General features: G+C 62.3%; 23 protein-coding genes and 1 pseudogene. 11 read left to right on the top strand and 13 right to left on the bottom strand.

Annotation, left to right across the window (positions count from 1 at the left end):
- Positions 1–26 precede the first annotated feature (26 nt).
- Complete coding sequence (locus tag HUV48_RS01200) at positions 27–935, top strand: SDR family NAD(P)-dependent oxidoreductase (RefSeq protein ID WP_176265949.1); 909 nt, start codon at positions 27–29, stop codon at positions 933–935.
- A 44-nt stretch (positions 936–979) separates the two neighbouring features.
- Here HUV48_RS01200 and HUV48_RS01195 read toward each other — a convergent pair whose 3' ends face one another.
- Genes HUV48_RS01195 through HUV48_RS01180 form a run of 4 tightly spaced genes read right to left on the bottom strand, consistent with a single transcriptional unit; the run spans position 980 to position 4,114 of the window.
- Entirely contained in the window at positions 980–1,348 is a 369-nt protein-coding gene (locus HUV48_RS01195; RefSeq protein WP_404799906.1) for a DUF2794 domain-containing protein, read from the bottom strand.
- Between the two features lie 7 nt (positions 1,349–1,355).
- Positions 1,356–2,087, bottom strand: coding sequence for a serine O-acetyltransferase EpsC (epsC, locus tag HUV48_RS01190; RefSeq protein ID WP_176265948.1), 732 nt, complete (start codon positions 2,085–2,087; stop codon positions 1,356–1,358).
- Between the two features lie 27 nt (positions 2,088–2,114).
- Positions 2,115–2,810 carry an HdaA/DnaA family protein gene (locus HUV48_RS01185; RefSeq protein ID WP_318656024.1) on the bottom strand — a complete coding sequence of 232 codons (696 nt, stop codon included), beginning with the start codon at positions 2,808–2,810 and terminating at the stop codon, positions 2,115–2,117.
- On the bottom strand, positions 2,810–4,114 hold the full coding sequence (locus HUV48_RS01180) for a heavy-metal-associated domain-containing protein (RefSeq protein ID WP_176265947.1): 1,305 nt from the start codon (positions 4,112–4,114) through the stop codon (positions 2,810–2,812). Before HUV48_RS01180 ends, HUV48_RS01185 begins: the two co-directional genes overlap by 1 nt.
- A 69-nt stretch (positions 4,115–4,183) precedes the next feature.
- Here HUV48_RS01180 and purM point away from each other — a divergent pair, with 69 nt between their 5' ends.
- The 3 genes and pseudogenes from purM (at position 4,184) to HUV48_RS01165 (ending at position 7,078) form a co-directional block, all read left to right on the top strand.
- On the top strand, positions 4,184–5,281 hold the full coding sequence (gene purM / locus HUV48_RS01175) for a phosphoribosylformylglycinamidine cyclo-ligase (RefSeq protein WP_225871474.1): 1,098 nt from the start codon (positions 4,184–4,186) through the stop codon (positions 5,279–5,281).
- A 2-nt stretch (positions 5,282–5,283) separates the two neighbouring features.
- Positions 5,284–5,859: pseudogene (gene purN, locus HUV48_RS01170) on the top strand (phosphoribosylglycinamide formyltransferase); the annotation flags it as partial.
- A gap of 19 nt (positions 5,860–5,878) precedes the next feature.
- Positions 5,879–7,078: a sulfotransferase family protein gene (locus HUV48_RS01165; protein ID WP_176265944.1), complete on the top strand. Its 1,200-nt coding sequence runs from the start codon at positions 5,879–5,881 to the stop codon at positions 7,076–7,078.
- On the opposite strand, the gene HUV48_RS01160 is transcribed toward HUV48_RS01165, so the two are convergent.
- The 5 genes from HUV48_RS01160 to HUV48_RS01140 all read right to left on the bottom strand — a co-directional run bounded on the left by HUV48_RS01160 (position 7,049) and on the right by HUV48_RS01140 (position 10,212).
- The gene (locus HUV48_RS01160) at positions 7,049–7,507 is read right to left on the bottom strand and encodes a nuclear transport factor 2 family protein (RefSeq protein WP_225871473.1); all 459 of its coding nucleotides are present in this window, start codon (positions 7,505–7,507) and stop codon (positions 7,049–7,051) included. The genes HUV48_RS01165 and HUV48_RS01160 overlap by 30 nt on opposite strands.
- A gap of 82 nt (positions 7,508–7,589) precedes the next feature.
- Positions 7,590–8,012, bottom strand: coding sequence for a nucleoside-diphosphate kinase (ndk, locus tag HUV48_RS01155; protein ID WP_176265942.1), 423 nt, complete (start codon positions 8,010–8,012; stop codon positions 7,590–7,592).
- Between the two features lie 123 nt (positions 8,013–8,135).
- The gene (locus tag HUV48_RS01150) at positions 8,136–8,573 is read right to left on the bottom strand and encodes a DNA polymerase III subunit chi (protein ID WP_176265941.1); all 438 of its coding nucleotides are present in this window, start codon (positions 8,571–8,573) and stop codon (positions 8,136–8,138) included.
- 10 nt (positions 8,574–8,583) lie between these two features.
- Positions 8,584–8,730, bottom strand: a complete 147-nt coding sequence (locus tag HUV48_RS01145) for a DUF2256 domain-containing protein (RefSeq protein WP_217906674.1) — start codon at positions 8,728–8,730, stop codon at positions 8,584–8,586.
- A gap of 15 nt (positions 8,731–8,745) precedes the next feature.
- Positions 8,746–10,212, bottom strand: a complete 1,467-nt coding sequence (locus tag HUV48_RS01140; RefSeq protein WP_176265939.1) for a leucyl aminopeptidase — start codon at positions 10,210–10,212, stop codon at positions 8,746–8,748.
- 45 nt (positions 10,213–10,257) lie between these two features.
- Here HUV48_RS01140 and HUV48_RS01135 point away from each other — a divergent pair, with 45 nt between their 5' ends.
- The 4 genes from HUV48_RS01135 to rsmA all read left to right on the top strand — a co-directional run bounded on the left by HUV48_RS01135 (position 10,258) and on the right by rsmA (position 16,002).
- Positions 10,258–12,633, top strand: coding sequence for an LPS-assembly protein LptD (locus HUV48_RS01135; protein WP_225871472.1), 2,376 nt, complete (start codon positions 10,258–10,260; stop codon positions 12,631–12,633).
- Between the two features lie 148 nt (positions 12,634–12,781).
- A complete protein-coding gene (locus HUV48_RS01130) occupies positions 12,782–14,167 on the top strand; it encodes a peptidylprolyl isomerase (protein WP_225871522.1) in 1,386 nt (461 codons plus the stop codon).
- Positions 14,168–14,171: 4 nt separating this feature from the next.
- On the top strand, positions 14,172–15,188 hold the full coding sequence (gene pdxA, locus HUV48_RS01125) for a 4-hydroxythreonine-4-phosphate dehydrogenase PdxA (RefSeq protein WP_176265938.1): 1,017 nt from the start codon (positions 14,172–14,174) through the stop codon (positions 15,186–15,188).
- A complete protein-coding gene (gene rsmA, locus HUV48_RS01120) occupies positions 15,172–16,002 on the top strand; it encodes a 16S rRNA (adenine(1518)-N(6)/adenine(1519)-N(6))-dimethyltransferase RsmA (protein ID WP_176265937.1) in 831 nt (276 codons plus the stop codon). The genes pdxA and rsmA overlap by 17 nt, the downstream gene beginning before the upstream one ends.
- Before the next feature lie 7 nt (positions 16,003–16,009).
- Here the strand turns inward: rsmA and pgsA are convergent, their stop codons facing one another.
- Positions 16,010–16,618 carry a CDP-diacylglycerol--glycerol-3-phosphate 3-phosphatidyltransferase gene (gene pgsA / locus HUV48_RS01115; RefSeq protein ID WP_176265936.1) on the bottom strand — a complete coding sequence of 203 codons (609 nt, stop codon included), beginning with the start codon at positions 16,616–16,618 and terminating at the stop codon, positions 16,010–16,012.
- A gap of 156 nt (positions 16,619–16,774) precedes the next feature.
- Between pgsA and HUV48_RS01110 the strand changes: the two genes are divergently transcribed.
- Positions 16,775–18,097: an MFS transporter gene (locus HUV48_RS01110; RefSeq protein WP_176265935.1), complete on the top strand. Its 1,323-nt coding sequence runs from the start codon at positions 16,775–16,777 to the stop codon at positions 18,095–18,097.
- Positions 18,098–18,110: 13 nt separating this feature from the next.
- On the opposite strand, the gene HUV48_RS01105 is transcribed toward HUV48_RS01110, so the two are convergent.
- Positions 18,111–18,320 (bottom strand): hypothetical protein, encoded by a 210-nt coding sequence (locus tag HUV48_RS01105; protein WP_176265934.1) that lies wholly within the window; start codon positions 18,318–18,320, stop codon positions 18,111–18,113.
- A 196-nt stretch (positions 18,321–18,516) separates the two neighbouring features.
- On the opposite strand from HUV48_RS01105, the gene HUV48_RS01100 reads away from it, so the two are divergent.
- Positions 18,517–20,181, top strand: coding sequence for a thiamine pyrophosphate-binding protein (locus HUV48_RS01100; RefSeq protein WP_176265933.1), 1,665 nt, complete (start codon positions 18,517–18,519; stop codon positions 20,179–20,181).
- 65 nt (positions 20,182–20,246) lie between these two features.
- On the opposite strand, the gene HUV48_RS01095 is transcribed toward HUV48_RS01100, so the two are convergent.
- Both HUV48_RS01095 and HUV48_RS01090 read right to left on the bottom strand, forming a co-directional pair.
- Positions 20,247–20,417 (bottom strand): CsbD family protein, encoded by a 171-nt coding sequence (locus HUV48_RS01095; RefSeq protein ID WP_176265932.1) that lies wholly within the window; start codon positions 20,415–20,417, stop codon positions 20,247–20,249.
- A gap of 77 nt (positions 20,418–20,494) precedes the next feature.
- Positions 20,495–20,905, bottom strand: a complete 411-nt coding sequence (locus HUV48_RS01090; RefSeq protein ID WP_176265931.1) for an EVE domain-containing protein — start codon at positions 20,903–20,905, stop codon at positions 20,495–20,497.
- Positions 20,906–21,073: 168 nt separating this feature from the next.
- On the opposite strand from HUV48_RS01090, the gene HUV48_RS01085 reads away from it, so the two are divergent.
- Complete coding sequence (locus tag HUV48_RS01085; protein WP_176265930.1) at positions 21,074–22,789, top strand: putative bifunctional diguanylate cyclase/phosphodiesterase; 1,716 nt, start codon at positions 21,074–21,076, stop codon at positions 22,787–22,789.
- Positions 22,790–22,807: the final 18 nt, after the last annotated feature.

Genomic DNA, 22,807 nt, shown 5'->3' with positions numbered 1-22,807 from the left:
ACCCTCACACTTACCGGAGAGAACTCATGACCATTTCCTTCAAGGACCGCGTTGCCATCGTGACCGGAGCAGGTGGCGGCCTCGGCCGTGAATACGCGCTCGAACTGGCTCGGCGGGGCGCGAAAGTGGTCGTGAACGATCTCGGCGGATCGCGCGACGGAACGGGCACCTCCGACGCTGCTGCCGAAGTCGTCGAGGAAATCGAGAAGGCGGGCGGCGAAGCGGTCGCGAACGGCGCTTCCGTCACCGAATACGACCAGATGGAAAAGATGGTCGCCGACGCCAAGCAGAAGTGGGGCGGTGTTCACGTCCTCATCAACAACGCAGGCGTCCTGCGCGACAAGAGCTTCGCGAAGATGGGGCCCGAAGACTTCGAGTTCGTCGTTCGCGTCCACCTTCTGGGCAGCGCTTATGCGACGAAGGCCTGCTGGGACACGTTCCGCGACCAAGGCTACGGACGCATCCTGATGACGAGCAGTTCGACCGGCCTTTTCGGCAATTTCGGCCAAGCCAATTACGGCGCGGCGAAGCTGGGTCTCGCAGGCCTCACTAAGACCCTCCACCTCGAAGGCGCGAAGTACAACATCCGGTGCAACACGCTGGCGCCGGTCGCGGGCACGCGCATGACGGAGGACATCTTCCCGGAACAGGCGTTCGAGATGTTCGGGCCGGAGAACGTCGCACCGGCAGCGCTTTTCCTCGTCAGCGAAGATGCGCCGTCCAATGCCATCGTCGGAGCAGGCGCAGGCGGCTTCCATTCGGCATGGGTGATGATGAACGACGCGGTCTGGCTGCCGGAAGACCAGCGCACGGTCGAGGGTTTCGCGGAAAACTGGGACAAGATCTCTGCGCAGACCAACCTTGTCTCGCCGCAGTCGGGTGCCGAGCAGTCGGGCGCGATTCTGAAAGCCATGCAGAGCGTTACCGGCGGTTAACTTTCGCTCAGTTCGGGACGGGCCAGCGGCTCGTCCCGCAACGCCTAGTCATCGACGCTTTTCAAAAGACGCCGCTCCATCGGTGCAAGGACGCCTGCCAGTTCATGGCCGCGCTTCAGCACCTGGCCATGCTCTCCGAACAAGGTCCACATTCCCTGTTTTGCCCGTAGCGCCGGGCGTTTCTCGACCCGCGCCTGCGGCCGCTCGGCAGCGCGGCGGAACGCAGCGAACACGGCTGCGTCCCTGGTGAAGTCCATCGCATAGTCGCGCCACTCACCCGCGGCGACCATCCGGCCGTAAAGGTCGAGAATGCGCTGCAATTCCTGCCTGTCGAAACCGACCTGATCGGCTCTGAGGCCGCCCCGGCCGCCTGGGAAGGCGAGTACGGTTCCGCCCTGTTTCATTCCGCTCATTTCTCGCTCAATTCGGCTTCCCGCCAACCGGGGGCACGTTCGCACTCGTACCGTGTTCTTCGACCGAAGACGGTGTGGCAAGCCCCTGCGCCCGCCGCAGATCGGCGATTTCGCTGCGCAGTTCGGCGATCTGCTTTTCGAGCTTCTCGACGCAGTCGCCTCGCGGCTCGCAAGGATCGGACGGGGTGGCGTAGGGAGAGAACTCGCGCAGCCAGTCGGACACGGAAACCGTCGTGGGCCGCGCTTTCAGACCGACCATCGTCACGCCGTCGGGTACGTCCTCGGTCACGACCGCATTTGCGCCGATACGCCCGCGCTCGCCTACGGTTATGGGACCGATCACTTGCGCGCCCGAACCGATGATGCAGTAATCCTTGAGCGTCGGATGGCGCTTGCCGCCCTCTCCGTTCGTCGGGTTCGTACCGCCCAACGTCACATTCTGGTAGATCGTGACGTTATCGCCGATCTCGCAAGTCTCGCCCACGACCGAGAAACCGTGATCGATGAAGAAGTTCTTCCCGATCCTCGCACCCGGATGAATGTCGATGCCTGTCAGAAACCGTGCGGTATGGTTCACGAGCCGCGCGAGAAAGTAGAGCCGCGCCTCGTAGAGCCAATGCGCGATCCGGTGCAGCCCGATCGCCCACACGCCGGGGTACAGCAGCACTTCGGCGCGCGATCGCGGCGCCGGGTCGCGGGCCCGCACGGAATCGAGATAGGCTTTGAGCGATTGGAACATTTGCCTTCAGGCCTTTCTATTCGCGGCTCACAGCAGTTCGCCCTGCTCCGGCCCTTGTACCGCCTCCAGCGCAGCACGCCAAATCGACAAGGTCGGCGGCGCCTTGCGCTCGAGGCTCAGCCGGTCGATTTCCGCAACAACTTGCTCGGCCGCAGCATGGCTGCGCTCGATACGCGGCACGAGATAGGTAAGTGCCCCGTTCGGAAGAGCAAGCCCGCGCCGGGCGGCATGGCTTTCGATCAATGCCGCGAGCATCTCTTCATCTGGCGCCGCTATCTCAAGATGAAGCGCTGCGCCCAGACGGGAGCGCAGGTCGGGCAAGGCTATCGTCCAGCCTTCCGAACCGCCGAACAGGTCGGCGCTCTCATTCGCGGTTTCTGCGTCCGGACCCTCGCGGTTCGCGATGAGTAACAAGGGCGCCGAAGCCTGCTGCGCTCGGTTCCACGCGTGAAACAAGTCCGTATCAGGATACTCGTGCGCATCGTCGATAACCCGGGCCGAAGGATGCGATACGGAGAACCACCGGCCAAGCAGACTTTTCCCCGAGCGAGGCGGCCCGGTCAGGACTGCTGTACGGAAAGGCCAATCGTCCGGTGCGCCGAGGGCATCGATCACCGTCTTGTTTGCCGGTCCGACGATAATGCGGGCCGGGTCACTCGGGCTCGCCGAGCCTAGCGGCAAGGCGATCTGTTCCGGCTCGGCCTTTTCCGTTCTGCGGCTCACTACCGGCTGATGGAAAGGGCGCCCGCCCCGCGCTGGACCGAGAATCCACGTGCGCTCAGGGCTGCGGCCAGTTCGTCGTTCGATCCCGCAAATTGCACGCTCATGACCGATGTTCCGCCGAGGGCCGTACTGCTGACGCTCGCTCCGCGCACGCCCGGCGTGCCGCGTACCGCCGACAGACTGCCATCGAATGCCGCCGCATCGGGCGTAGCGAACTGGACTGAGTAGGTCGCGACGCTTGCTGCCGGAGTCGTTGGCGTTTCTGCCGCCTGCGTACCTTGTTCTGCGCCGCTGGCGGCTTCGGCACGTGCGGCGGAAGCAGCGCGTGCGGCCCGGCGCTGCTCCGCATCGTAGCTTTCGAGCTGGCGGCCTAGGTCGATGAGGCGCTGGAGCGCAGGATCGATCTCCCCTTCTCCATAGGTAAGCGAAGGATCGGGACGCAGCGTTCCGCGGTCGAGCGCGCGCTCGTATACGGTATTCATCTGCCGGACCGCGCGGGTCAGCATTTGCGGGAGTTCTTCGGCATTGCGCGCCGTCAGGGTAAAGCTGTCGAGATACCGGTTGTCCGGGCCGTAGCGTGCCGTGAACCGGCCGCTGATCGGGCCGCCGGGATAGGTATAGTCGAGTTTTGCTACCGGAATGACCACGTCGGTCGCGCCGAACTGGTCGAGAATGTTGCGCCACCAGTAGCGGCTGCGGCGGGTCGTCTGGCCGGCCGTCAGCAGAAGCGATTGCCCTCCGGCTCCCGAGGGGCGCACGTAATCGATCCGGCTGGCGCCAGCCTGGTATTCCGCCCACGCACGCTGCCAGGCGTTGCGTTGTTCGAACATCGTCGCCGTGCCCGCACTATATGTAATAGGCATGACGAGCAGCGGGGCCGAGCGCGTCATCGCACCGCCGCGTCCGAGAAGATTGCCTGCCCTCTGGCGATTGAAGATTACGCCAAGCGTCGCGATGTATCTGTTGGGGCCGAGTTGCTCCCTCTCGACCACAATTGCCGAAACGAGAGACTGCAGCTGCGAATCGGAGATTTCGGGACCGCCCGCCTTCTCCCACGCTTTGCGCTGCGCCTCGCGCCAACCCTCTTCGCGCGCTTCTTCAGGCGTGTCGCCCGTGGTATCGACCTCGACCCCCAGCACCTCGATATCGCTGCTGGCGGCGACCGGCGCGATGCCGCGATCGCCGGAAACCTGCGCGGCGACGTTATATGCCGCGACGACGGCAAGACCGCCGAGCGCCATACCGACCGCCGGTAGCAGCAGGGGCCGAAAATCGCGGCCGGAGAGGAGAGGAAAGGTCATCATGGGGAAAACGCTCCGCCTTTTGCCCAAACACTCGTGGATTTCCAAGCGCGAATGCGTATGGCTGCACGAATGAATTCGGACAAACGCTCCTATACCTACGAAGACGCTGGGGTTTCGATTGATGCGGGCAATGCGCTCGTGAAGGCGATCGGCCCGCTCGTAAAGGCTACGGCGCGCCCCGGCGCCGATAGCGAGATCGGCGGCTTCGGAGGTTTCTTCGATCCGAAAGCGGCGGGATACCGCGATCCGCTGCTCGTCGCGGCGAACGATGGTGTGGGCACGAAAGTCAAACTCGCGATCGACTACGACCGGCACGATACAATCGGCCAAGATCTCGTCGCGATGTGCGTCAACGATTTGATCGTGCAAGGCGCAGAGCCGCTGTTCTTCCTCGACTACTTCGCCACCGGCAAACTCGAGACCGGCATTGCGGAGCGGGTCGTCGCCAGCATCGCGGAAGGCTGCAAGCTGGCAGGATGCGCGCTGATCGGAGGAGAAACGGCGGAAATGCCGGGAATGTATGCGGCCGGCGACTATGACCTCGCTGGCTTCTGCGTGGGGGCAGTTGAACGCGGTGAGCAGCTTACGGGCGAGAAGGTCGGAGCGGGACATGTACTGATCGGACTTGCGAGCAGCGGCGTGCATTCGAACGGATATTCGCTCGTGCGCCGACTGGCCGAAGACAAGGGGTGGAAACTCGACCGCCCTGCCCCGTTCGATTTCGAACGCCTGCTCATCGATACACTGATTGCGCCAACGCGGATCTATGTCGCGAACCTTTTGCCGCTAATTCACGCAGGCAGGATCGACGCCCTGGCGCACATTACCGGAGGCGGCCTGCTGGAAAACATTCCGCGCGTGCTGCCTAATGGGTGCCACGCCCTCGTCGATGCCGATAGCTGGCCGCAGACCGCGCTGATGGGCTTTCTGCAAGGACAGGGCAATATCGAGCCCGAAGAGATGGCGCGCACGTTCAATTGCGGCATCGGCATGGTGCTCGCAGTGGCGCCGGGGTCAGCAGACGAGGTGCTTGCGGAACTCGCGAACTTTGGCGAAACCGCTTACAGGATCGGCAGGATCGAGAGCGGCGCGAAAGGCTGCACTGTAAGGGGCAGCAGCGGCACCTGGTCCGCGCGCGGCGATTGGAACGCCGTACACAACGCCTGACCATGCAGAAGGCCCGTCTAGCCATTTTCATTTCCGGCACGGGAAGCAACATGGCCGCGCTCACTTACGCGAGCCGTTTGCCGGACGCGAACTACGAAGTCGTTCTCGTTGCAAGCAACGACGAGAACGCGCCGGGACTGGCATTTGCTCGGGCGGAGGGCATCGCGACCTTCTCCCTGCCGCACAAGGGCATGAGCCGCGAAGATCACGACGCCGCGATGGAACGCGCGGTCCGCGATGCGGGTGCAGAGTACATCGCGCTCGCCGGCTACATGCGCATCTTGTCGCCGGGATTCGTCGAGCGGTGGGCCGGCAGGATGTTCAACATCCACCCATCGCTCCTACCAAAATACAAGGGGCTCGACACCCATGCCCGCGCCATAGCCGCTGGCGACAGCGAAGCGGGGGTGAGCGTACATCTGGTGACACCCGAACTCGACGACGGCGAGGTGCTGGGTCAGTTGAAAGTCCGGATCACTACTGACGATACGGCAGAGAGCCTGTCCAAACGCGTCTTGATCGCCGAGCACCAGCTTTACCCGCGCATCCTGTCCGACTACCTCGCGCGCCGCTCCGAGGCGGCGGACCGGCTCTAGAATGGCGCCGCCACGGCCGCATTTGTGTGCGCGTTCTCCGCGCGTCGACATGGTCAACCGCTGGATCGCGGCCGGCTTCGCACGTGGCTGGCTATTCGTACCCGACCTTTCGCCTGATGCGGTCTGGGCCGAAGGAGCGAAGGGCTTCGATTTAGGCGACGAACTACGCGGACGTAGCGAAGAGGACGCGGCAGACTTTCGCGTGCGGCTTGAAAAGCTGTGCTTCGCCCTGACGCAGGAAGCGCAGCTCAACGAGTTGGGCCAGGTGTTCGCCTGGGGTCAACTTACCCGAATCGTTCGCCAACGGCATAAACTCGGAAGACTTTGGCGCGAGCAGCCTGCGCTGGCCGACACCGAAATCGCTCCGCCGATCATCGTCGTCGGGCAGATGCGCGCCGGTACGACTCGCATTCACCGGTATCTCGCTGCCGATCCCGCTCATTCGGCGACCCGTTTCTGCGACAGCTGGAACCCCACGCCGCAATCGCCCGATCTTCGCCCGGCAAAAAGCGCTGCGATGCTGGCTCTAGCGCATTGGCTCAATCCGTGGCTCGATACGATCCATCCCTTCGGTTCGACTCGTACGGACGAGGAACTGGGCTGGCTCGCGGCAGCGTTCGATCACTGCGCTGTCGAGGCGCAGTGGCATATACCGGCCTTCACGGCTTTTTCCGAAGCGCGCGATCCTGCGCCGATCTACCGCGAATTCGCACGTATCCTCAGAACCGATGCAGCGCATCGCGGCAATGCGGCTTGCCCGCGCGTGATGAAAACACCGCAATTTGCCGAAGATCTACCTACGCTCGTTACGACCTTTCCGAGCGCGCGGATCGTTCACGCGCAGCGAAACAGCGAGGACGTCCTCGAAAGCGCCGTTTCGCTGGTCGCAAACCAGATGGCCATGCAGACCGACCATGCGGACGAGAACGCAATTCGACGCGAATGGCGCAGGAAGATCGAACTGCGCGAACAGCGCGCGGCTGATGCACTTGCCGATTTTTCCGGAAAGGTTGCAGAGGTCGATTTCGAACGGCTTGGGCGCAACTGGCAGGACGAAATGGAGGCGATTTACTCGTCGCTGAACCTAAAGCTGACCGGTGACGCGCTTACTGCGATGTCGCGCGAAGTTGCAAAGGGGCAAAAGGCCGCGCACCGCGACCACCGGCGGCAGTTACGAGCGCTGGTGAACAAGCGGGCCTGATTGCTCTTTTCGGGTAGCGTGCTCGATCGGTTCGCAATGTACCTCGTCCGGCATCAGCGCACGCATCACATGGTTGCGCTGACTGGGCCCGTAGCTCTGCCAATGCGATATGAGACCACCCTCGGTACGCGCCATCCAAAGCGTGTCCTTAGCGATCTGAGGGTCCCTCGCCTGGGCGTGACCACGAAGCAGCAGATCGTGACCTCGGCGGGAGATATCATCGATCGTTATGCGGAAATCCGGCTCGATTTCCATGAACCGCTGCATGACACGGCCAATTTCGGCACGGCCTTCGATCCAGTCTCCGGAACTGTCGACCATTCGGCAGTCTTCAGACAACAAATCGGTCGCCGTCGTCACATCGCGCGCGTTGACCGCGGACACGAAACGCCGAACGAGCGCAACCGACTTGTTCTCGAACCTCCACATGGGGAAGAACGGTAAATCAGTTTTGTGCGGCGACCTAGAGGATTAACCAACTAACGCCGCCGAACTTAACTTAGGTAAGGTTTTACCCGACGATTTCGCTGTCATCGAAGAAGAAAGCGATTTCGGTCGCCGCGTTTTCTTCGCTGTCACTGCCATGGACCGAGTTGGCTTCGATCGATTCGGCAAATTCCTTGCGAATCGTGCCCTCTTCGGCGTCGGCTGGATTCGTTGCGCCCATAACGTCGCGGTTGCGCTTCACAGCGTCTTCGCCTTCGAGCACCTGCACGACTACCGGACCGGAGACCATGAAGTCGACCAGCTCACCGAAGAAGGGGCGTTCCTTGTGAACGGCGTAGAAGCCTTCGGCCTGCTCGCGGGTCATCTGAATACGCTTGGAGGCGACGACGCGAAGGCCGGCATCCTCAAGCTTCTTGGTAACGGCGCCGGTCAGGTTGCGGCGTGTGGCATCGGGCTTGATGATCGAAAAGGTGCGGGTAACCGCCATGAACAATATCCTTCGTTTATCGGGTAATTTTGCGGCGCGAGATGCGCGCTCGGCGCGCCCCTAACCGGCGGCGGCTGCTTCGGCAAGTTTTCTGGAAAGAGAATGGAGCGTCGGACGTTCGGCTTAGCCGCCTTCGGTCCAGCCGCCGCTTTCGTTCTGCTTGAAGATATGCCGCTCCGCGTCGCCGCGCGATCCGAGTTCGCGCCACAGGCTGCGTGCGTCGTCGGTGCGTTCCGATCCGAAAAGCAGCAATACCCGCTCGAACGCCGCTGCGTCTTCGCGCCATTTTCCGTCGCTGATCAGGGCAACGCTGGCGCCGTTCTCCGCCTTGCAGTCGCCTGACAGAAGCGCCGGTTGCCGCGCGTCATGCGCGCCGCCCGCTTCACCGTTCGCCAGAAAAACGCCCGGTGCGGACCATAGTGCGCTCGCTATGTCGCCGCGGATCGCCGGGTCTTCCTCAATGATGATCAGCCGTTTGCCGGAGCCCAACACTTTGCGGGCTAGCAGTGCCGCTACCTCCGGCACCGGATCGCGGGAAAGCTGGTAGAAGTCGATCCGCATGCGTCCTTACCTAAGTCTCCACAACGGACTTGTTTCGCCGGCAACGCTCCGAACAGTAGCGGACATTCTCCCAGTCTGCGGCCCACTTCTTGCGCCAGGCAAAAGGCAGGCCGCAGCTCTGGCAGTCCTTGGTGGGCAGATCGCCCTTGCGCCGCATCTTCGGCACGGAGGGTTAGCCTCCATCTTCGACCGAGTTTGCAACGTAGCGGTCGATCAGGCGAACGCCGAAGCCGGTCGCGCCCTTGTCCCATGTCGCGCCGGGCTTGTCCGCCCAGACCATGCCGGCAATGTCACAGTGCGCCCACGGCGTTCCGTCCATTATGAAGCGTTGAAGGAACTGCGCGGCGGTAATCGAACCTGCCGCGCGCGGTCCGACGTTCTTCATGTCGGCGATCGGCGAATCGAGCAACTTGTCGTAAGATGCGCCGATCGGCATCCGCCACAAGGCATCGCCGCTATCTTTCGACGCTGCGACGAGATTGTCCGCGAGTTCGTCGTTGTTCGAGAAAACACCGGCGTGCTCGTGCCCGAGCGAAATGATCATCGCTCCTGTCAGCGTCGCGAAATCGACGATGGCGCGGGGTGAGAACTCCTTCTGCGTCCAGTGCAGCGCGTCGCACAGCACGAGGCGCCCTTCTGCGTCGGTATTGATGACCTCGATCGTCTGGCCGGACATCGACGTCACCACGTCGCCGGGACGCTGGGCATTACCGTCCGGCATGTTCTCGACGAGGCCGACGACGCCGACAATGTTCGCTTTCGCCTTACGCTTCACGAGCGATAGCATAGCGCCGACCACGGCCGCTGAACCGCCCATGTCCCACTTCATGTCTTCCATGCCCGCACCGGGCTTGATCGATATACCGCCGCTGTCGAACGTGACGCCTTTGCCGACGAAAGCAACCGGAGCATCGCCGTCATTACCCCCGTTCCAACGGATTGCGAGCAGCCGCGATTCCCGGCGCGATCCCTGCCCGACGCCGAGCAGAGCGCCCATACCGAGACGGCTCATCTCCGCTTCGTCCAGCACGATCAATTCGGCGCCCGTACCTTCAAAACGCTTCTGGCAGCGCTCTACGAAGCTTTCGGGATAGATGATGTTCGCAGGTTCGGTCACGAGTTCGCGTGCAAGCTCCACGCCATCCGCGATCGCGCTACGCTCTTCCCACGTGCTTTCGAGATCGGCCGGCGCACCTACAACCGTGATCGTTTCGAGCGTGGCCTTCTGCTCGTCCTTCAGCTTGGTGCGATAGTTGTCGTAGTGCCAACCGCGCAGCCGCAGACCCGTCAGGAAGGCTGCCGCCTCGTCCGCTGACAGATCCGCATTCGTCAGATCGACGGCCAGCGACTTTTCGCCGGAGCGCAGATATTTCGCCGTAAGCGCCGCGCCGGCACGTTCGAGATTGGCCGTCCGCTTGTCGCTGTCCGCCTTCCCGGTTCCCACCAGCGCCACCCGGCGAACCGAGCCGTCGCGTTCGGCAAATGCTTCGAAGACCTGTCCTGCATTACCCTTGAACCGCGCTGCCGACGTCCCTTCCGCTATCGCGCGTTCAAGGTTATCTGGCAGCTTGCCTTGACCGGTAACATAGGCAATGAGCCGCGCGTCGGACGGAAGGTTCTGGGTAAAGTGAATTTGCATGAAAACTCCCGGAGAGTGTGTCTGGCTGCAGGCCCCACGAAACGAATGCGCGTAGACCCGATGATGTGCTTCAATAGTGGCCGAGGTAGGACCGGCATCGCCGATAGGCAAGGCGCAGCCGCCGCCACGCGCTTTCTCACCGGCTCGGCGATTGCCGCACTGGCTTCGCTCGCCGTCCCGGCCGCTGCACAAAGCGGCGCGGCGCCCGGCCTGCCTACCGCGCGCGAGCAGGTCGAACCACCACTGCCCGATCCCGCCGTGCCCCCGCAGCCTGTCCTGCAGCCGCTCGCCGAAGACCTCGAAAGCGAGGCAGACGGACGGCAGATCGACTTCGAGGCTAGCGAACTCGGATACAATGCCGCGACCGACACGGTTACCGCCAGCGGCGATGTCGTATTGCGCAGCGCGGATCGCTCGCTGCGGGCCGACAACGTCGTATGGAACCGCGCGACCGGACAGATCGAGGCGGTAGGCAACGTGCGCCTCGTCGACGATGTGGGCAATCAGCTGTTCACCGAACGTCTCGAATTAACCGACGAGTTCGAAGCCGGCGCGATGGAGGACCTGCTGCTTGCGCTCAGCGAAGGGGGCCGACTTGCTGCCGAACGGGGAGAACGCGGCGCCGAAGGTACGATCGAACTGACACGCGCTGCCTACTCGGCCTGCGCTATAGTCAAGCCGGAGGGATGCCCGAAAACGCCGAGTTGGCGAATTACTGCCGAGCGGGTGATTTACGATCCCGATGCCCGGCAGGTGCGATTTCGCGGAGCCCGGCTCGAACTTTTCGGTGCGAGCATTCTGCCGCTCCCCGGACTTTCGATCCGCACCGACGGCGGCCCCGCTTCGGGTTTCCTCGTCCCCAACTTCCGCATTTCGCAGAGCAACGGCGTCGAGGTAAGCGGAAGCTATTACTGGCGGCTCGCCAACAACATGGACGTCACCACGGGCGCGTACCTATTCACCGAAGCGCCGCCCATGGTGTCCGGGCAATTCCGGCATCTGACCGATGAAGGTGCCTACCAGATCACCGGCTACGTCACGAACAGCCGCCGGATCAGCGACTTCACCAGGCTCGACACCAGCGAAAACGATTTTCGCGGCTACGTATTCGCGAACGGGCGTTTCCAGCTGACGCCCGAATGGAGCGTCACCAGCTCAATCCGACGAGCCAGCGACCGCACATTCCTGCGCCGCTACGACATTTCGCGCGAGGACCGGCTGCGCTCGATGGTCGAAATAGAGCGCATCGATGATTCCTCGTACTTCTCGCTCGCCGGTTGGGCGACGCAGACGCTGCGCCTCAATGCCGACCAGGGGCAGGTGCCGGTCGCGCTGCCGGTCATCGACTATCGCAAGCGGCTTGCCGATCCACTGGCCGGCGGCACCATCGAACTGCAGGCCAACACACTTTCGATAGCTCGCGATATCGGACAGGATACGCAGCGCGCCTTCGCCGGGGCGACCTGGCAGCGCCATAGCATAACGCCCATGGGCCAGGTGCTGACGTTCACTGCGATGGGCCGCGGCGATGTCTACCACACTGATGAGGTCCGCTTGACCGAAACCCCGCAGTTCCGCGGGAACGAGGGATGGGAAACCCGCGCCTTCGCCATCGGCGCTGCTGATCTCGAATGGCCGCTGATAGGTTCCGCGTTCGGCGGAACGCAGGTTCTTACACCGCGCGTTCAGCTTGTCGCAAGTACGCCTATCCGCAATCTCGCCGTTCCGAACGAGGATGCGCGCGCAATCGATCTCGAGGATTCGAACCTCTTCGCGCTGAACCGCTTTCCCGGTTATGACCGGATCGAAGACGGCGTGCGTCTGACCTACGGCCTCGATTGGGAATTGCGCCGCCCCGGATGGGAAGTCAGCACCAACATTGGTCAGTCCGTCAGGCTCGACAAGGATAGCAATTTCCTGGTCGAAGGGACCGGCATTGCCGATAAAGTGTCCGACTTCGTTGGCCGAACCCGGGTCCGTTACCGCGATTTCGTGAGTTTCACGCACCGGTACCGTATCGATAAGGACAATTTCGCGCTGCGCCGCAACGAGATCGATGCCGCAGTCGGTTCTCGCCGGACGTATTTGGAAGTAGGGTATTTACGGTTGAACCGCGATATCGATCCGACCCGCGAAGATCTCGACGACCGGGAGGAACTGCGGTTTGCCGCGCGTGTCGGTTTTGCCAATTACTGGTCGCTGTTCGGCGCCGGCGTCATCAACCTGACCGATGCCGAGGAGGACCCGACCTTCACCTCCGACGGGTTCGAGCCGATCCGCACCCGGCTCGGCGTCGCTTACGAGGACGACTGTCTCGAAATGGGTCTGACGTGGCGGCGCGACTATGCCGAAGCGGGCGACGCACAGCGCGGCAACACCTTCCAGGTCTTCTTCAGCCTCAAGAATCTGGGTTTCAGGTAAGGCGCCAGCATTGGCAGTTCGTGCCGTGCCCGCTATCGGGCTTGCAACAAGGCGCTCCGCAATCAGCTTCGGTTAAGCCGAGGCATTCCAGTGGGCGTGCCATGACCGGGCGCTTTGCCGCCGCTATATTGGAACGACAACAGCCGTGCTGAAGACTTTTGCATCCAGGAATTTTGCCCGCCTGCTCGCTTGTAGTGCCGGCCTTTCGCTCGCTGCCTCTCCGGCTCTCGTGCAGGCGCAGGCTGCCGGCCAGCCGGCTACGAACCCGCAGGTGCAGGACGCTGCGGATGACAATCCGCTCGGCATTCCCGATAGCGTGCAGATCCTCGGCAAAAGCGACCCGAACCTGCGCACCGCGACGGCGCTGGTGAACGGAACGGTGATCACCGGCACCGATATCGATCAGCGCGTGGCGCTAGTCACCTCGGCCTCCGAGGCGGAAATACCGCCCGACGAGATGGTCCGCCTGCGCCAGCAGGTGCTGCGCAACCTGATCGACGAAACGCTTCAGATTCAGGCCGCCGAAGCGCAGGAACTTGCCGTGACGGACGAGCAGGTGAATGCCCAGTATCTGCAGCTCGCAGCACAGAATTTCGGCCAAGAGCCGGAGAAGATGGATGCCTACCTCACCGGGGTCGGCTCATCGCCCGCATCTCTGAAAAGGCAGATCAAGGGAGAGCTCGCCTGGTCGAGCCTTATCCGGCAGAACGTATCTCCCTTCATCAATGTCGCAGCGGAAGAAGTGAACGACGTGCTTACGCGCATGGAGCAATCGCGCGGCACCGAGGAATATCGTCTGGGCGAAATCTACCTTTCGGCGACGCCCGCGAACCGCGAAGCAGTACTGCAGAACGCGCAGCGAATTATCGAACAGCTGCGCCAGGGCGGCAGCTTCGTCGCATATGCGCGGCAGTTTTCCGAAGCCTCCACCGCGGTTGTCGGTGGCGATCTCGGCTTCGTGAGGCTCGGCCAGCTTCCCGGCGCAATTTCGAGTGCTGCGGCAACGATGCAGCCGGGTCAGCTCAATGGTCCGATAGAAGTGCCCGGCGGTTATTCGATCATCTATCTTATCGACAAGCGCCAAGTCCTGATGGCCGATCCGCGCGATGCCCTGCTGTCGCTGAAGCAGATTTCGATCGGCTTCCCGGCTGGCATTTCGCAGGCGGATGCGCAGGCGCGCCTCGAAGCCTTCGGAACCGGCGTGGAACAGATGCGCGGCTGTGGCGATGCGGACCAGGCAGCGGCGGCGCTCGGCGCTACGGTCGTGACCAACGACCAAATTCGCGTGCGTGCCCTGCCCGAGCAATTGCAGAACATCGTGCTCGGACTCCAGCTGGGTCAGACCACACCGCCCTTCGGTTCGATCGAGGAAGGGGTGCGCGTACTCATGCTGTGCGGGCGCGACGATCCGGAACAAAGCTCCGGACCCAATTTCGAGCAGGTCATGAATCAACTCGAAGAAGAGCGCATCAACAAGCGCGCACAGCGCTATCTGCGTGACCTGCGCAACGACGCCTTCATCGAATATAACTGATCCGGTGAATAGCCTGCCGCTCGCCATCTCGCTCGGAGACCCGGCGGGCGTCGGCCCGGAACTGATCGTCCGCTGCTGGCAGACGCTTGCTGATACCGACTGCGGGCCAATCGCTGTAGTGGGTGGAGCGAACGTGCTGCGCCGCGCCGCAGAACGGATCGGAATCGATCTTCCGTTAGCGCAGGTGGACCGGATAGCGGACGCCGCGTTGCACTGGTCGCGTGCACTGCCCGTCCTCGATATGGCCGATGCAACATACACACCAGGCGAGCCCACGGCAGACGGGGCGCGGCTCGCGCTTGCCTCGTTGCAAGCCGCATGCGGGCTGGCGCGCTCTGGCGAAGCGGCAGCGCTCGTCACGGCGCCCGTCGCCAAGGATAACCTTGTGGCGGCCGGGTTCGCGCATCCCGGCCAGACCGAGTTTCTTGCGGACCGCTGCGGCATCGCGCCCGAGGATGCGGTCATGATGCTTGCCGGACCCCGGCTGAGGACCGTGCCTATCACCGTCCACGTCGCACTTTCGGAGGTTCCCGGCCGGCTGACGAGCGAGAAAATCCACCGCCGAACGGCTATCGCGGCAAAGGCGCTACAACGCGATTTCGGTATCGCCGAGCCTCGGATAGCTATCGCCGGGCTCAATCCTCATGCGAGCGAGAACGGCCGCTTCGGAAGTGAGGAAGCGGAAATCATCACCCCCGCTATTCGCGTGCTTCGAGATGATGGGCATCACGTGACCGGCCCCCATCCGGGAGATGCCCTCTTCACGCCGCGCGCACGCGAGACATACGATGTCGCGGTGTGCATGTATCACGACCAGGCACTGATCCCGCTCAAGGCGCTCGACTTCGACGAGGGCGTGAACGTGACGCTCGGGTTGCCAATCGTGCGCACCTCGCCAGATCACGGAACTGCGTTCGACATTGCCGGAGAAGGGATCGCGGACCCCGGCGCCATGCTCGCCGCAATCCGCATGGCGAGCGACTGTGCTGCGCGGCGGAGAGAAAATGAAAGCCGCAGCTGAACTTCCGCCGCTGCGCGAAGTCATCCGCGCCCACGGGCTTACCGCATCGAAAGCGCTCGGCCAGAACTTCCTTTTCGACGAGCAGCTTCTGGACCGCATCGCCGCCATTCCCGGCGATCTTTCGGGCTGCGCCGTACTGGAAATCGGGCCTGGTCCCGGCGGCCTGACCCGCGCACTTTTGCGCGCAGGAGCGCGGGTGACGGCCATCGAGATGGACCGCCGCTGCCTCCCCGCCCTTGCCGAGCTTGGGGAGGCCTTTCCCGGAAGGCTCCGAGTAGTCGAGGGCGATGCAATGAAACTCAACCATGCAGAGTTGATGGCCGAACCCTTCGCCGTCGTCGCCAATCTACCTTACAATGTCGGAACGCCGCTTCTCACCGGCTGGCTCGGCGGTGAGCAATGGCCGCCCCGATGGACCTCGCTCACGCTGATGTTTCAGGAAGAAGTCGCACGGCGGATCGCGGCGAAACCCGACACGCCGGCGTATGGTCGTCTCGCCGTGCTCGGTCAGTGGAGAAGCACTGCGAAGCTGGCGATGAAGGTGCACCGTAGCGCCTTTACGCCACCACCCAAGGTCATGAGCGCGATCGTCCATATCGAGCCCGCACCCATGCCGGAGGGCGTCTCCGCCGCTGTTCTCGAACGCCTCACCGCTGCGGCCTTCGGACAGCGCCGCAAGATGCTGCGGCAAAGTCTCAAGAGCCTCCCGGGTGCGATCGAGGCTTTGGAAGCGCTCGGCATCGAACCTACCCGCCGCGCCGAAACTCTGCAGGTCGGAGACTTCGTCGCCGTTGCACGCGAATTAACGAACTGACCGCAGATCAGTCCATGTGCGCGAGACCGACGCGCAGATAGTCCCAGCCCGTGATCAATGTCAGAACGGCAGCACCCCAGAGTAAGCTTAGGCTCGTCACGTGAACCCAGCTGTCGGCGAAACTCGCGCAGGCTTCTCCGAGCGACTGGCATGGTTGGCCATGCACCGCTCCGCCGAGTATCAGCCCACCGAGCGCGAACAGCTGCATCGTGGTCTTCCATTTCGCAAGCCGGCTGACCGGCATGGATACTTGAAGTCCGCCCAGAAATTCGCGCAGTCCCGATACCGCAATCTCGCGCACGAGAATGATTAGGCCGGCAATCACGTGCAGGTCGCCGGCGTAAGGTCCGCGCAGGTAGCCTTGCGCCGTCAGCACGATGATGACTGCCGCCACCATGATCTTGTCCGCAATGGGATCGAGGAAAATGCCGAGCTTCGACACCGCCCCGCTGGTGCGCGCCAGATAGCCGTCGAAATAATCCGTGACGCCCATCAGGCAGTAGAGGACGAAAGCGAGCGCATAGCCGAGCCGCCAGTCAGGCCACCACAACAAAAACGCCAGCAGGGGAACCGCGAAGATACGGCTCAGGGTAAGGACGTTCGGCAGGCTCAGCATGGCTGCGCAATCGTGTCGTTCGAATAGGGCACGGCGCCGTCCCTAACGCGGAATGCATGTTCGCAAAAGAAAATCTGCCCCTTGTCCGCTTCGTGCGGGTCGCTACAGGGCGGGAGACATGAGGGGGACCATTCCTATCGCGGGCGCGGGCGCACGATGACCATTTCGACGCAGCTGCTGCAGCGGCGCCGCTTCCTGCCGCTATTCGTGACGCAGCTGCTCAATGCGTTCAACGACAACCTCTACAAGACTGCGATGGTCCTGTTCGTCGTGTACAGCGTCTACAACGACGAGGCGGCCGAAGGCGGCTTCAGTGCGATCGCCTCCGCGTTATTCATCCTCCCCTATTTCCTTCTTTCCGCGCTGGCCGGACAATTGGCGGACATGCGCGACAAGGCAGCGATCATCCGCACGGTAAAGGCGTGCGAAATCCTGCTCATGTGCATCGGTGCGGCAGGGCTTTTCCTCGCCTGGCGGGGGATTGCGGTACATGAGCTCGCGATCCCGCTCATGCTGTTCGCGCTGTTGCTGACTGGCATCCAGTCGACCTTTCTCGGCCCGATCAAATACGCCATCCTTCCGCAGCATTTGAAAAAGGACGAAGTGCTGGCCGGAACCGGACTGGTCGAGGCGGGAACCTATATCGCCATCCTGGCCGGGACGATCCTCGCGGGCTGGATACCGGTCGAATGGGCGGCGGCCGGAATCATCGCAACGTCCGTCGTCGGTTATCTCTCGGCGCGGCAGATACCCGCGGCTCCGGCGATGGGAGCAATCGAGCCGATCGACCGCAACGTCCTTCGCTCCTCCATCCGCTTGATCCGCGATACCATGCACGACCGGCAGATCTTCTACGCGATTATCGCAATCAGCTTCTTCTGGACGATCGGCACGGTCCTTTTCATCCAGTTCCCCCCTCTCGCGAAGAACGTCATCATGGCGAGCAAGGAGGTCGCTAGCCTGTTCCTCGTCGTGTTCAGCGTCGGCGTCGCGATTGGGTCAGTCGGCATCAACGTACTTCTCAAAGGCCGCGTCTCGGCACGGTTCGGGCCGGCGTCGGTGCTCGTGATGGGCGTTTTCGTAGTCGCGTTCTACGCAGTCTGCCGGCTATGGGAGGCCGATCAGCCGACCCAGCTTTTGTCGGTCAGCGAGTTCATCGCCTGGCCGACGGCGACCTTCCTGTTGCTGACCTTGCTCGGCATCGCGATTGCCGGCGGGATGTTCGTCGTACCGCTCTACGCGTTCCTGACGACCCGCGTGGCGCCCGAAAAGGCGGCGCGCACAATAGCGGCGAACAACATCGTCAATTCTGGAGCGATGGTAGCCGGGTCCATACTCGCCGGCCTGCTGAACGCCCTCGGCATCTCGCTGACAGAACAGGTCCTGCTGAGCGCCTTCATGTGCCTGATTTCAGCATGGCTTGCCCGCAAGCTGTTCCGCACCGAATGTGAGGCGAACCTTGCGGAGCAGACGACCTAATCCTTTCCTCGCCTCAGGCGAGGAAGACGAGCGCCGCCGCAAAAGTGGCGAAGTACACGCTGGCTACGCCGCGCATGTCTTCCATCGTAAGCCAGAGGGTCGGCTTGCCGTCGATGATATCAGGGTCTTCCTCCGAGCGGTCGCTCGAAAAGACGTGAGGGGGGAGGCTCGCGCGGAAGCTGTGTCCGGCGCCTTCGGTGGTGAGTACGAGTGATCTACGCATGATGTAGCTGTTAACGGAACGGTAAGAATTCGGTTTCCCATAAATCGAACGTGTCGCGTGATGGAACATTAAGCATGTCTGCTAACTACCGAGTTGTGCAGCAATCGATCTAAACCATTGAAAAGAGACCGGCCCTTCGCTCGGCGCCAATGAAGTGGATTGCGGAGGGGCGCTGCGCTCTCTAAGCGCGTTTACCATGACCGAACATGCTTCCCCGCAGGCCGCACGTCTGCTCGTAGACTGTCTAGCAGCGCAGGAATGCGACCGTATCTTCACCGTTCCGGGTGAAAGTTTCCTGCCGGTCCTAGACGCTCTGCACGGGGATCAGTCCATCGACGTTGTCACTTGCCGCCAGGAAGGCGGGGCTGCATTCATGGCCTGCGCGGACGGCGCGATGACGGGACGACCGGGCGTCGCCTTCGTCACCCGCGGACCCGGCGCTACCAATGCGAGCATCGGAGTGCATGTCGCGCAGCAGGATTCGCAGCCGATGATCCTGTTCGTCGGCGACGTCGGGCGCTCGATGCGGGACCGCGAAGGTTTCCAGGAAATCGACTTTCCGGCGTTTTTCGGTCCGATTGCAAAATGGGCCGCACGGATCGACGATGCGGAGCGCATTCCGGAATACATCGCTCGTGCTTATGCGACCGCGATGTCGGGCAGACCGGGACCGGTGGTGCTCGCTTTGCCGGAAGACATGCTGAGCGACACGGCTGAAGCGCAGCCGAGACAATTCCTTGCCCGTCCCGCTCAGGCGCCCTGCCCTGATGCGATGCAGACGATGCTCGCGATGCTCGACGATGCCGCTTCGCCGGTGGCAATTGTCGGCGGTGCGGGATGGAACGCCAAGGCGCGCCAGTTCTTCCAGATTTTCGCGGAGCGCGCCGGCATTCCGGTCGCAACCGCGTTTCGCCGTCAGGATGCGATACCCGCCAGTTCGTCCGTCTATGCCGGAAGCCTCGGTTACGGACCGAACCCGAAACTGGTCGAGCGCGTCAAGCAAGCAGACCTCGTGATCGCGGTTGGAGCCAGGCTGGGCGAAGCGACCACAGATGGGTACGCTGTCCCCGATCTCGACGGCGGCGACTACAAGCTCGTCCATGTCCACCCCGATCCCTCGGAACTCAACAGCGTCTACCCGGCCGATCTCGCGATCTGCGCCGATATGGGCGAGTTTTCCGAGGCATTGGCCCTCTGGGACGAAAGCGACATCACCCCGTTCTCGACGGGCGCGGAAGCGAACCGGGAGTGGGAAGAATGGGCCAGTCCCTCGCCGGGCAGCGAATACCCGCTCGATCTCGCCCGGTGCGTCACCTTCATGCGTGATACGCTTCCGCCGGATACCATCATCTGCAACGGCGCCGGCAATTTCGCAGGCTGGTGGCATCGTTACTGGCGCTACGAGGGCTACCCGGCGCAGTTAGCACCGACCTGCGGCGCCATGGGCTACGGCTTGCCGGCAGGTGTGGCCGCGGCGAAGCGCTTCCCAGACCGAACGGTCGTCGCAGTGTGCGGCGACGGGGACTTCCTCATGAACGGTCAGGAACTGGCGACGGCGGTTCAGTTCGAAGTCGACCTGATCGTCGTCGTGGTAGACAACGGCGCATACGGCACGATCCGGATGCATCAGGAACGCGAGTTTCCCGGCCGTGTCTCAACCACGGACCTGCGCAATCCCGATTTTGCCGCCCTAGCGGAAAGCTTCGGTTGCTGGAGCGCCTTTGCCGATACCACCGAAGCGTTCAAGGATGCCATTGTCGCTGCCGAAGGCCGTCGCGGGGTACGGCTCATCCACTGCAAGATCGACGTCGAGCAACTCGCAGCGAGCGGAGCGACGATAAGCGGACTGCGTGCGCGCTAGCTGATCGACGTACGAAAAGGGCCGCCCATGCCGGACGGCCCTTCTGCATTCATATTAGTCGGCAATTATACTTTGTTGCCGGTAGCGCCCTTCACTTCACCCTTCAGGTTCTGTGCTTCACCCTTGCGCTCCTGGGCATGACCTTCGGCACGCGTTTCCGGATCGTTCGATTGCTGCTTCGCTTTGCCGGCAACTTCGTTTCCGACGCCCTTGGCTTTGTCTTTCAGTTCACCCATGATTTGTCTCCTGCAACTGTGCGGCGCAGTATCGCGCGGCTATATACAGTTAACGGAGTAGCGGGCCCGCAGTTCCGTCAGACGCCTGCCATCTTGAGGATCAAAGACCATTCGTCCGGTTTGATTTCCGCTACGGAAAGACGCGATTGACGAACGAGTTCGCAATCTGCGAGCCGTTCCTCCACCTTGATCTCTTTAAGCGTCACTGGCCGCGGCAGCTTCGTTTTCGGAACGACCTTGACGGCAGCCCACTTGCCCGTTTCGTCGGTCGGATCGGTAATCCCCGCTTCACTGACTTCGCAAATGCCCACGATCTCAAGCCCTTCGCGCGAATGGTAGAAGAACGCCTGGTCGCCGACTTCCATGGCGGCGAGATTGTTCTTCGCGCGGTGGTTGCGAACACCGTCCCAAGTGCCCTCGCCTTCCGCTTCGAGATCGTCCCAACCGTATTTGAACGGTTCCGATTTGAGGAGCCAGTAGCGTTCCATCGTATTCCTTCGCGTTTGTGCAGAAGCCGGTCGGTACCGCATGATTGAGCCGGGAAGCAAGGCGACCGGCAAACGCATTCCCGTACCCAACCTTCGGCCAATTAACCGATTATTGAACACTGCCCCTTACCAATCGGTCACTAATCAGGACGGGCAGGATTAACCGCGTTGACCGACAAGGCCGCATACAAAAGCGCAGCGCTTAAAAGGGCAACCCAAGGCGATATCGTAACTCTAGCGATCGCCGGCGCCTCGATCCTGCTGTTCGCCGGCAGCGCAAGTATCGTCATACCGCAGATCATCGCGGCTTTTCAGGGACATCAAAGTCCGCCGGACATCCTGCTGGCAAATGCCTTGCTCCTCAATATAGCACTCATCGGGCTCGGCTGGCGACGTTACAACGAACTCAATCGAAGGCTTAAGGCGCAGGCTGCCGCAGCCCGGGACGCCAAGCTTCTCGCCGATACCGATCCGCTAACCGGATCTCTCAACCGACGAAGCGGGATCGAAGTCATCGACCGGCTGATGAGCAACTGCCAGAAGTCGGGGAGCGCCACTGCGATCATTCTGATCGACCTCGATAACTTCAAGCGGGTCAACGATTCCAACGGACACCGTGTCGGCGACGATGTCCTGCGGCAGACGGTCCGGCGGATCGAGGATCTGCTCCCTATCGAAGCCAAACTCGCGCGGATCGGCGGCGACGAATTCGTTTGCGCCCTGCCTTACGCCGCGCATCAGCGCGAACGTATCGAGATGCTCGCCTTCCGTATGCTGGAAACGCTCGCCAAGCCGTTCGACTACGAGCACGGTGCGGTGGAACTCACGATCTCGGTCGGTATTGCCAGCAATGATGCGCAGTCGAACGCAGCGGCGAACGCTCAGCCCAGTCAGCCCGAGAAAGCAGGTGCGCAGCTGCTGATTCACCGCGCAGACCTCGCGATGTATCATGCGAAGAACAGCGGGAAGAACCGCTACGCATGGTTCGACGAAGCTATGGAGCGCGAACTGGTCGAGCGCCAGCGCCTCGAGCGGGGCCTGCGCGAGGGCCTGAGACTTGGCCAGTTCAGACCATTTTACGAACAGCAGATCGATCTCGACAGCGGGGATCTTCTGGGGTTCGAGATGCTTGCACGCTGGCGGTCCCCCGAACTCGGCGAAGTCAGCCCCGAAATCTTCATTCCGCTCGCGGAAAAACTCGGATTGATCGATGAACTCTCCGAAGGGCTGATAGCTCAGGCGCTTGCCGATGCGCGCGATTGGGCACCGCATCTCACTTTGTCGATCAACATTTCGCCCATACAACTGCGCGATCAGTGGTTCTCGCACCGCATCCTGAAACTGCTGGTGCAGAATGCTTTTCCGCCCTCCAGGCTCGATCTGGAGATCACGGAGAGCTGTCTGCACGAGGACCTCGATCAGGTGCGCTCCGTCATCACCAGTCTGCGCAACCAGGGCGTTCGCTTCTCGATCGACGATTTCGGGACCGGCTATTCGAGCCTGCTCCAGCTCAAGAACCTGCCGGTGGACCGGCTGAAGATCGACCGCAGTTTCGTGTCCTCGTTAACCGAAAACGGCGAGGCGGATGCGTTCGATACGACCATCGTAGATGCGATCCTGTCGCTCGGCGAAGGCTTCAAGATGCCGATCACGGCCGAGGGTATCGCGACGCCGGATATACTCGAAGCGCTGAAGCGCCGCGGCCGGATGGCCGGACAGGGCTATCATTACGGGATGCCGGAAAATGCGGACCAGGTGCGGAACAGGCTCGCCAAACTCGGTTTGCTGGCTCAGTCGGAAGCGTCGCCCGCTCACCCGCACGAGCCGAAAACCGAGGTTCACGATCTTGCACACGGCTATGCGGAAAGGGTCCGCACCGGCTGACTTTCCTCGATACAGGGC

It is taken from the genome of Qipengyuania atrilutea, assembly GCF_013370205.1.
GTDB classification, from domain to species: domain Bacteria; phylum Pseudomonadota; class Alphaproteobacteria; order Sphingomonadales; family Sphingomonadaceae; genus Actirhodobacter; species Actirhodobacter atriluteus.
The sequence above is the reverse complement of the archived record's forward strand: the minus strand, read 5'-3'. Positions and strand labels throughout refer to the sequence as shown.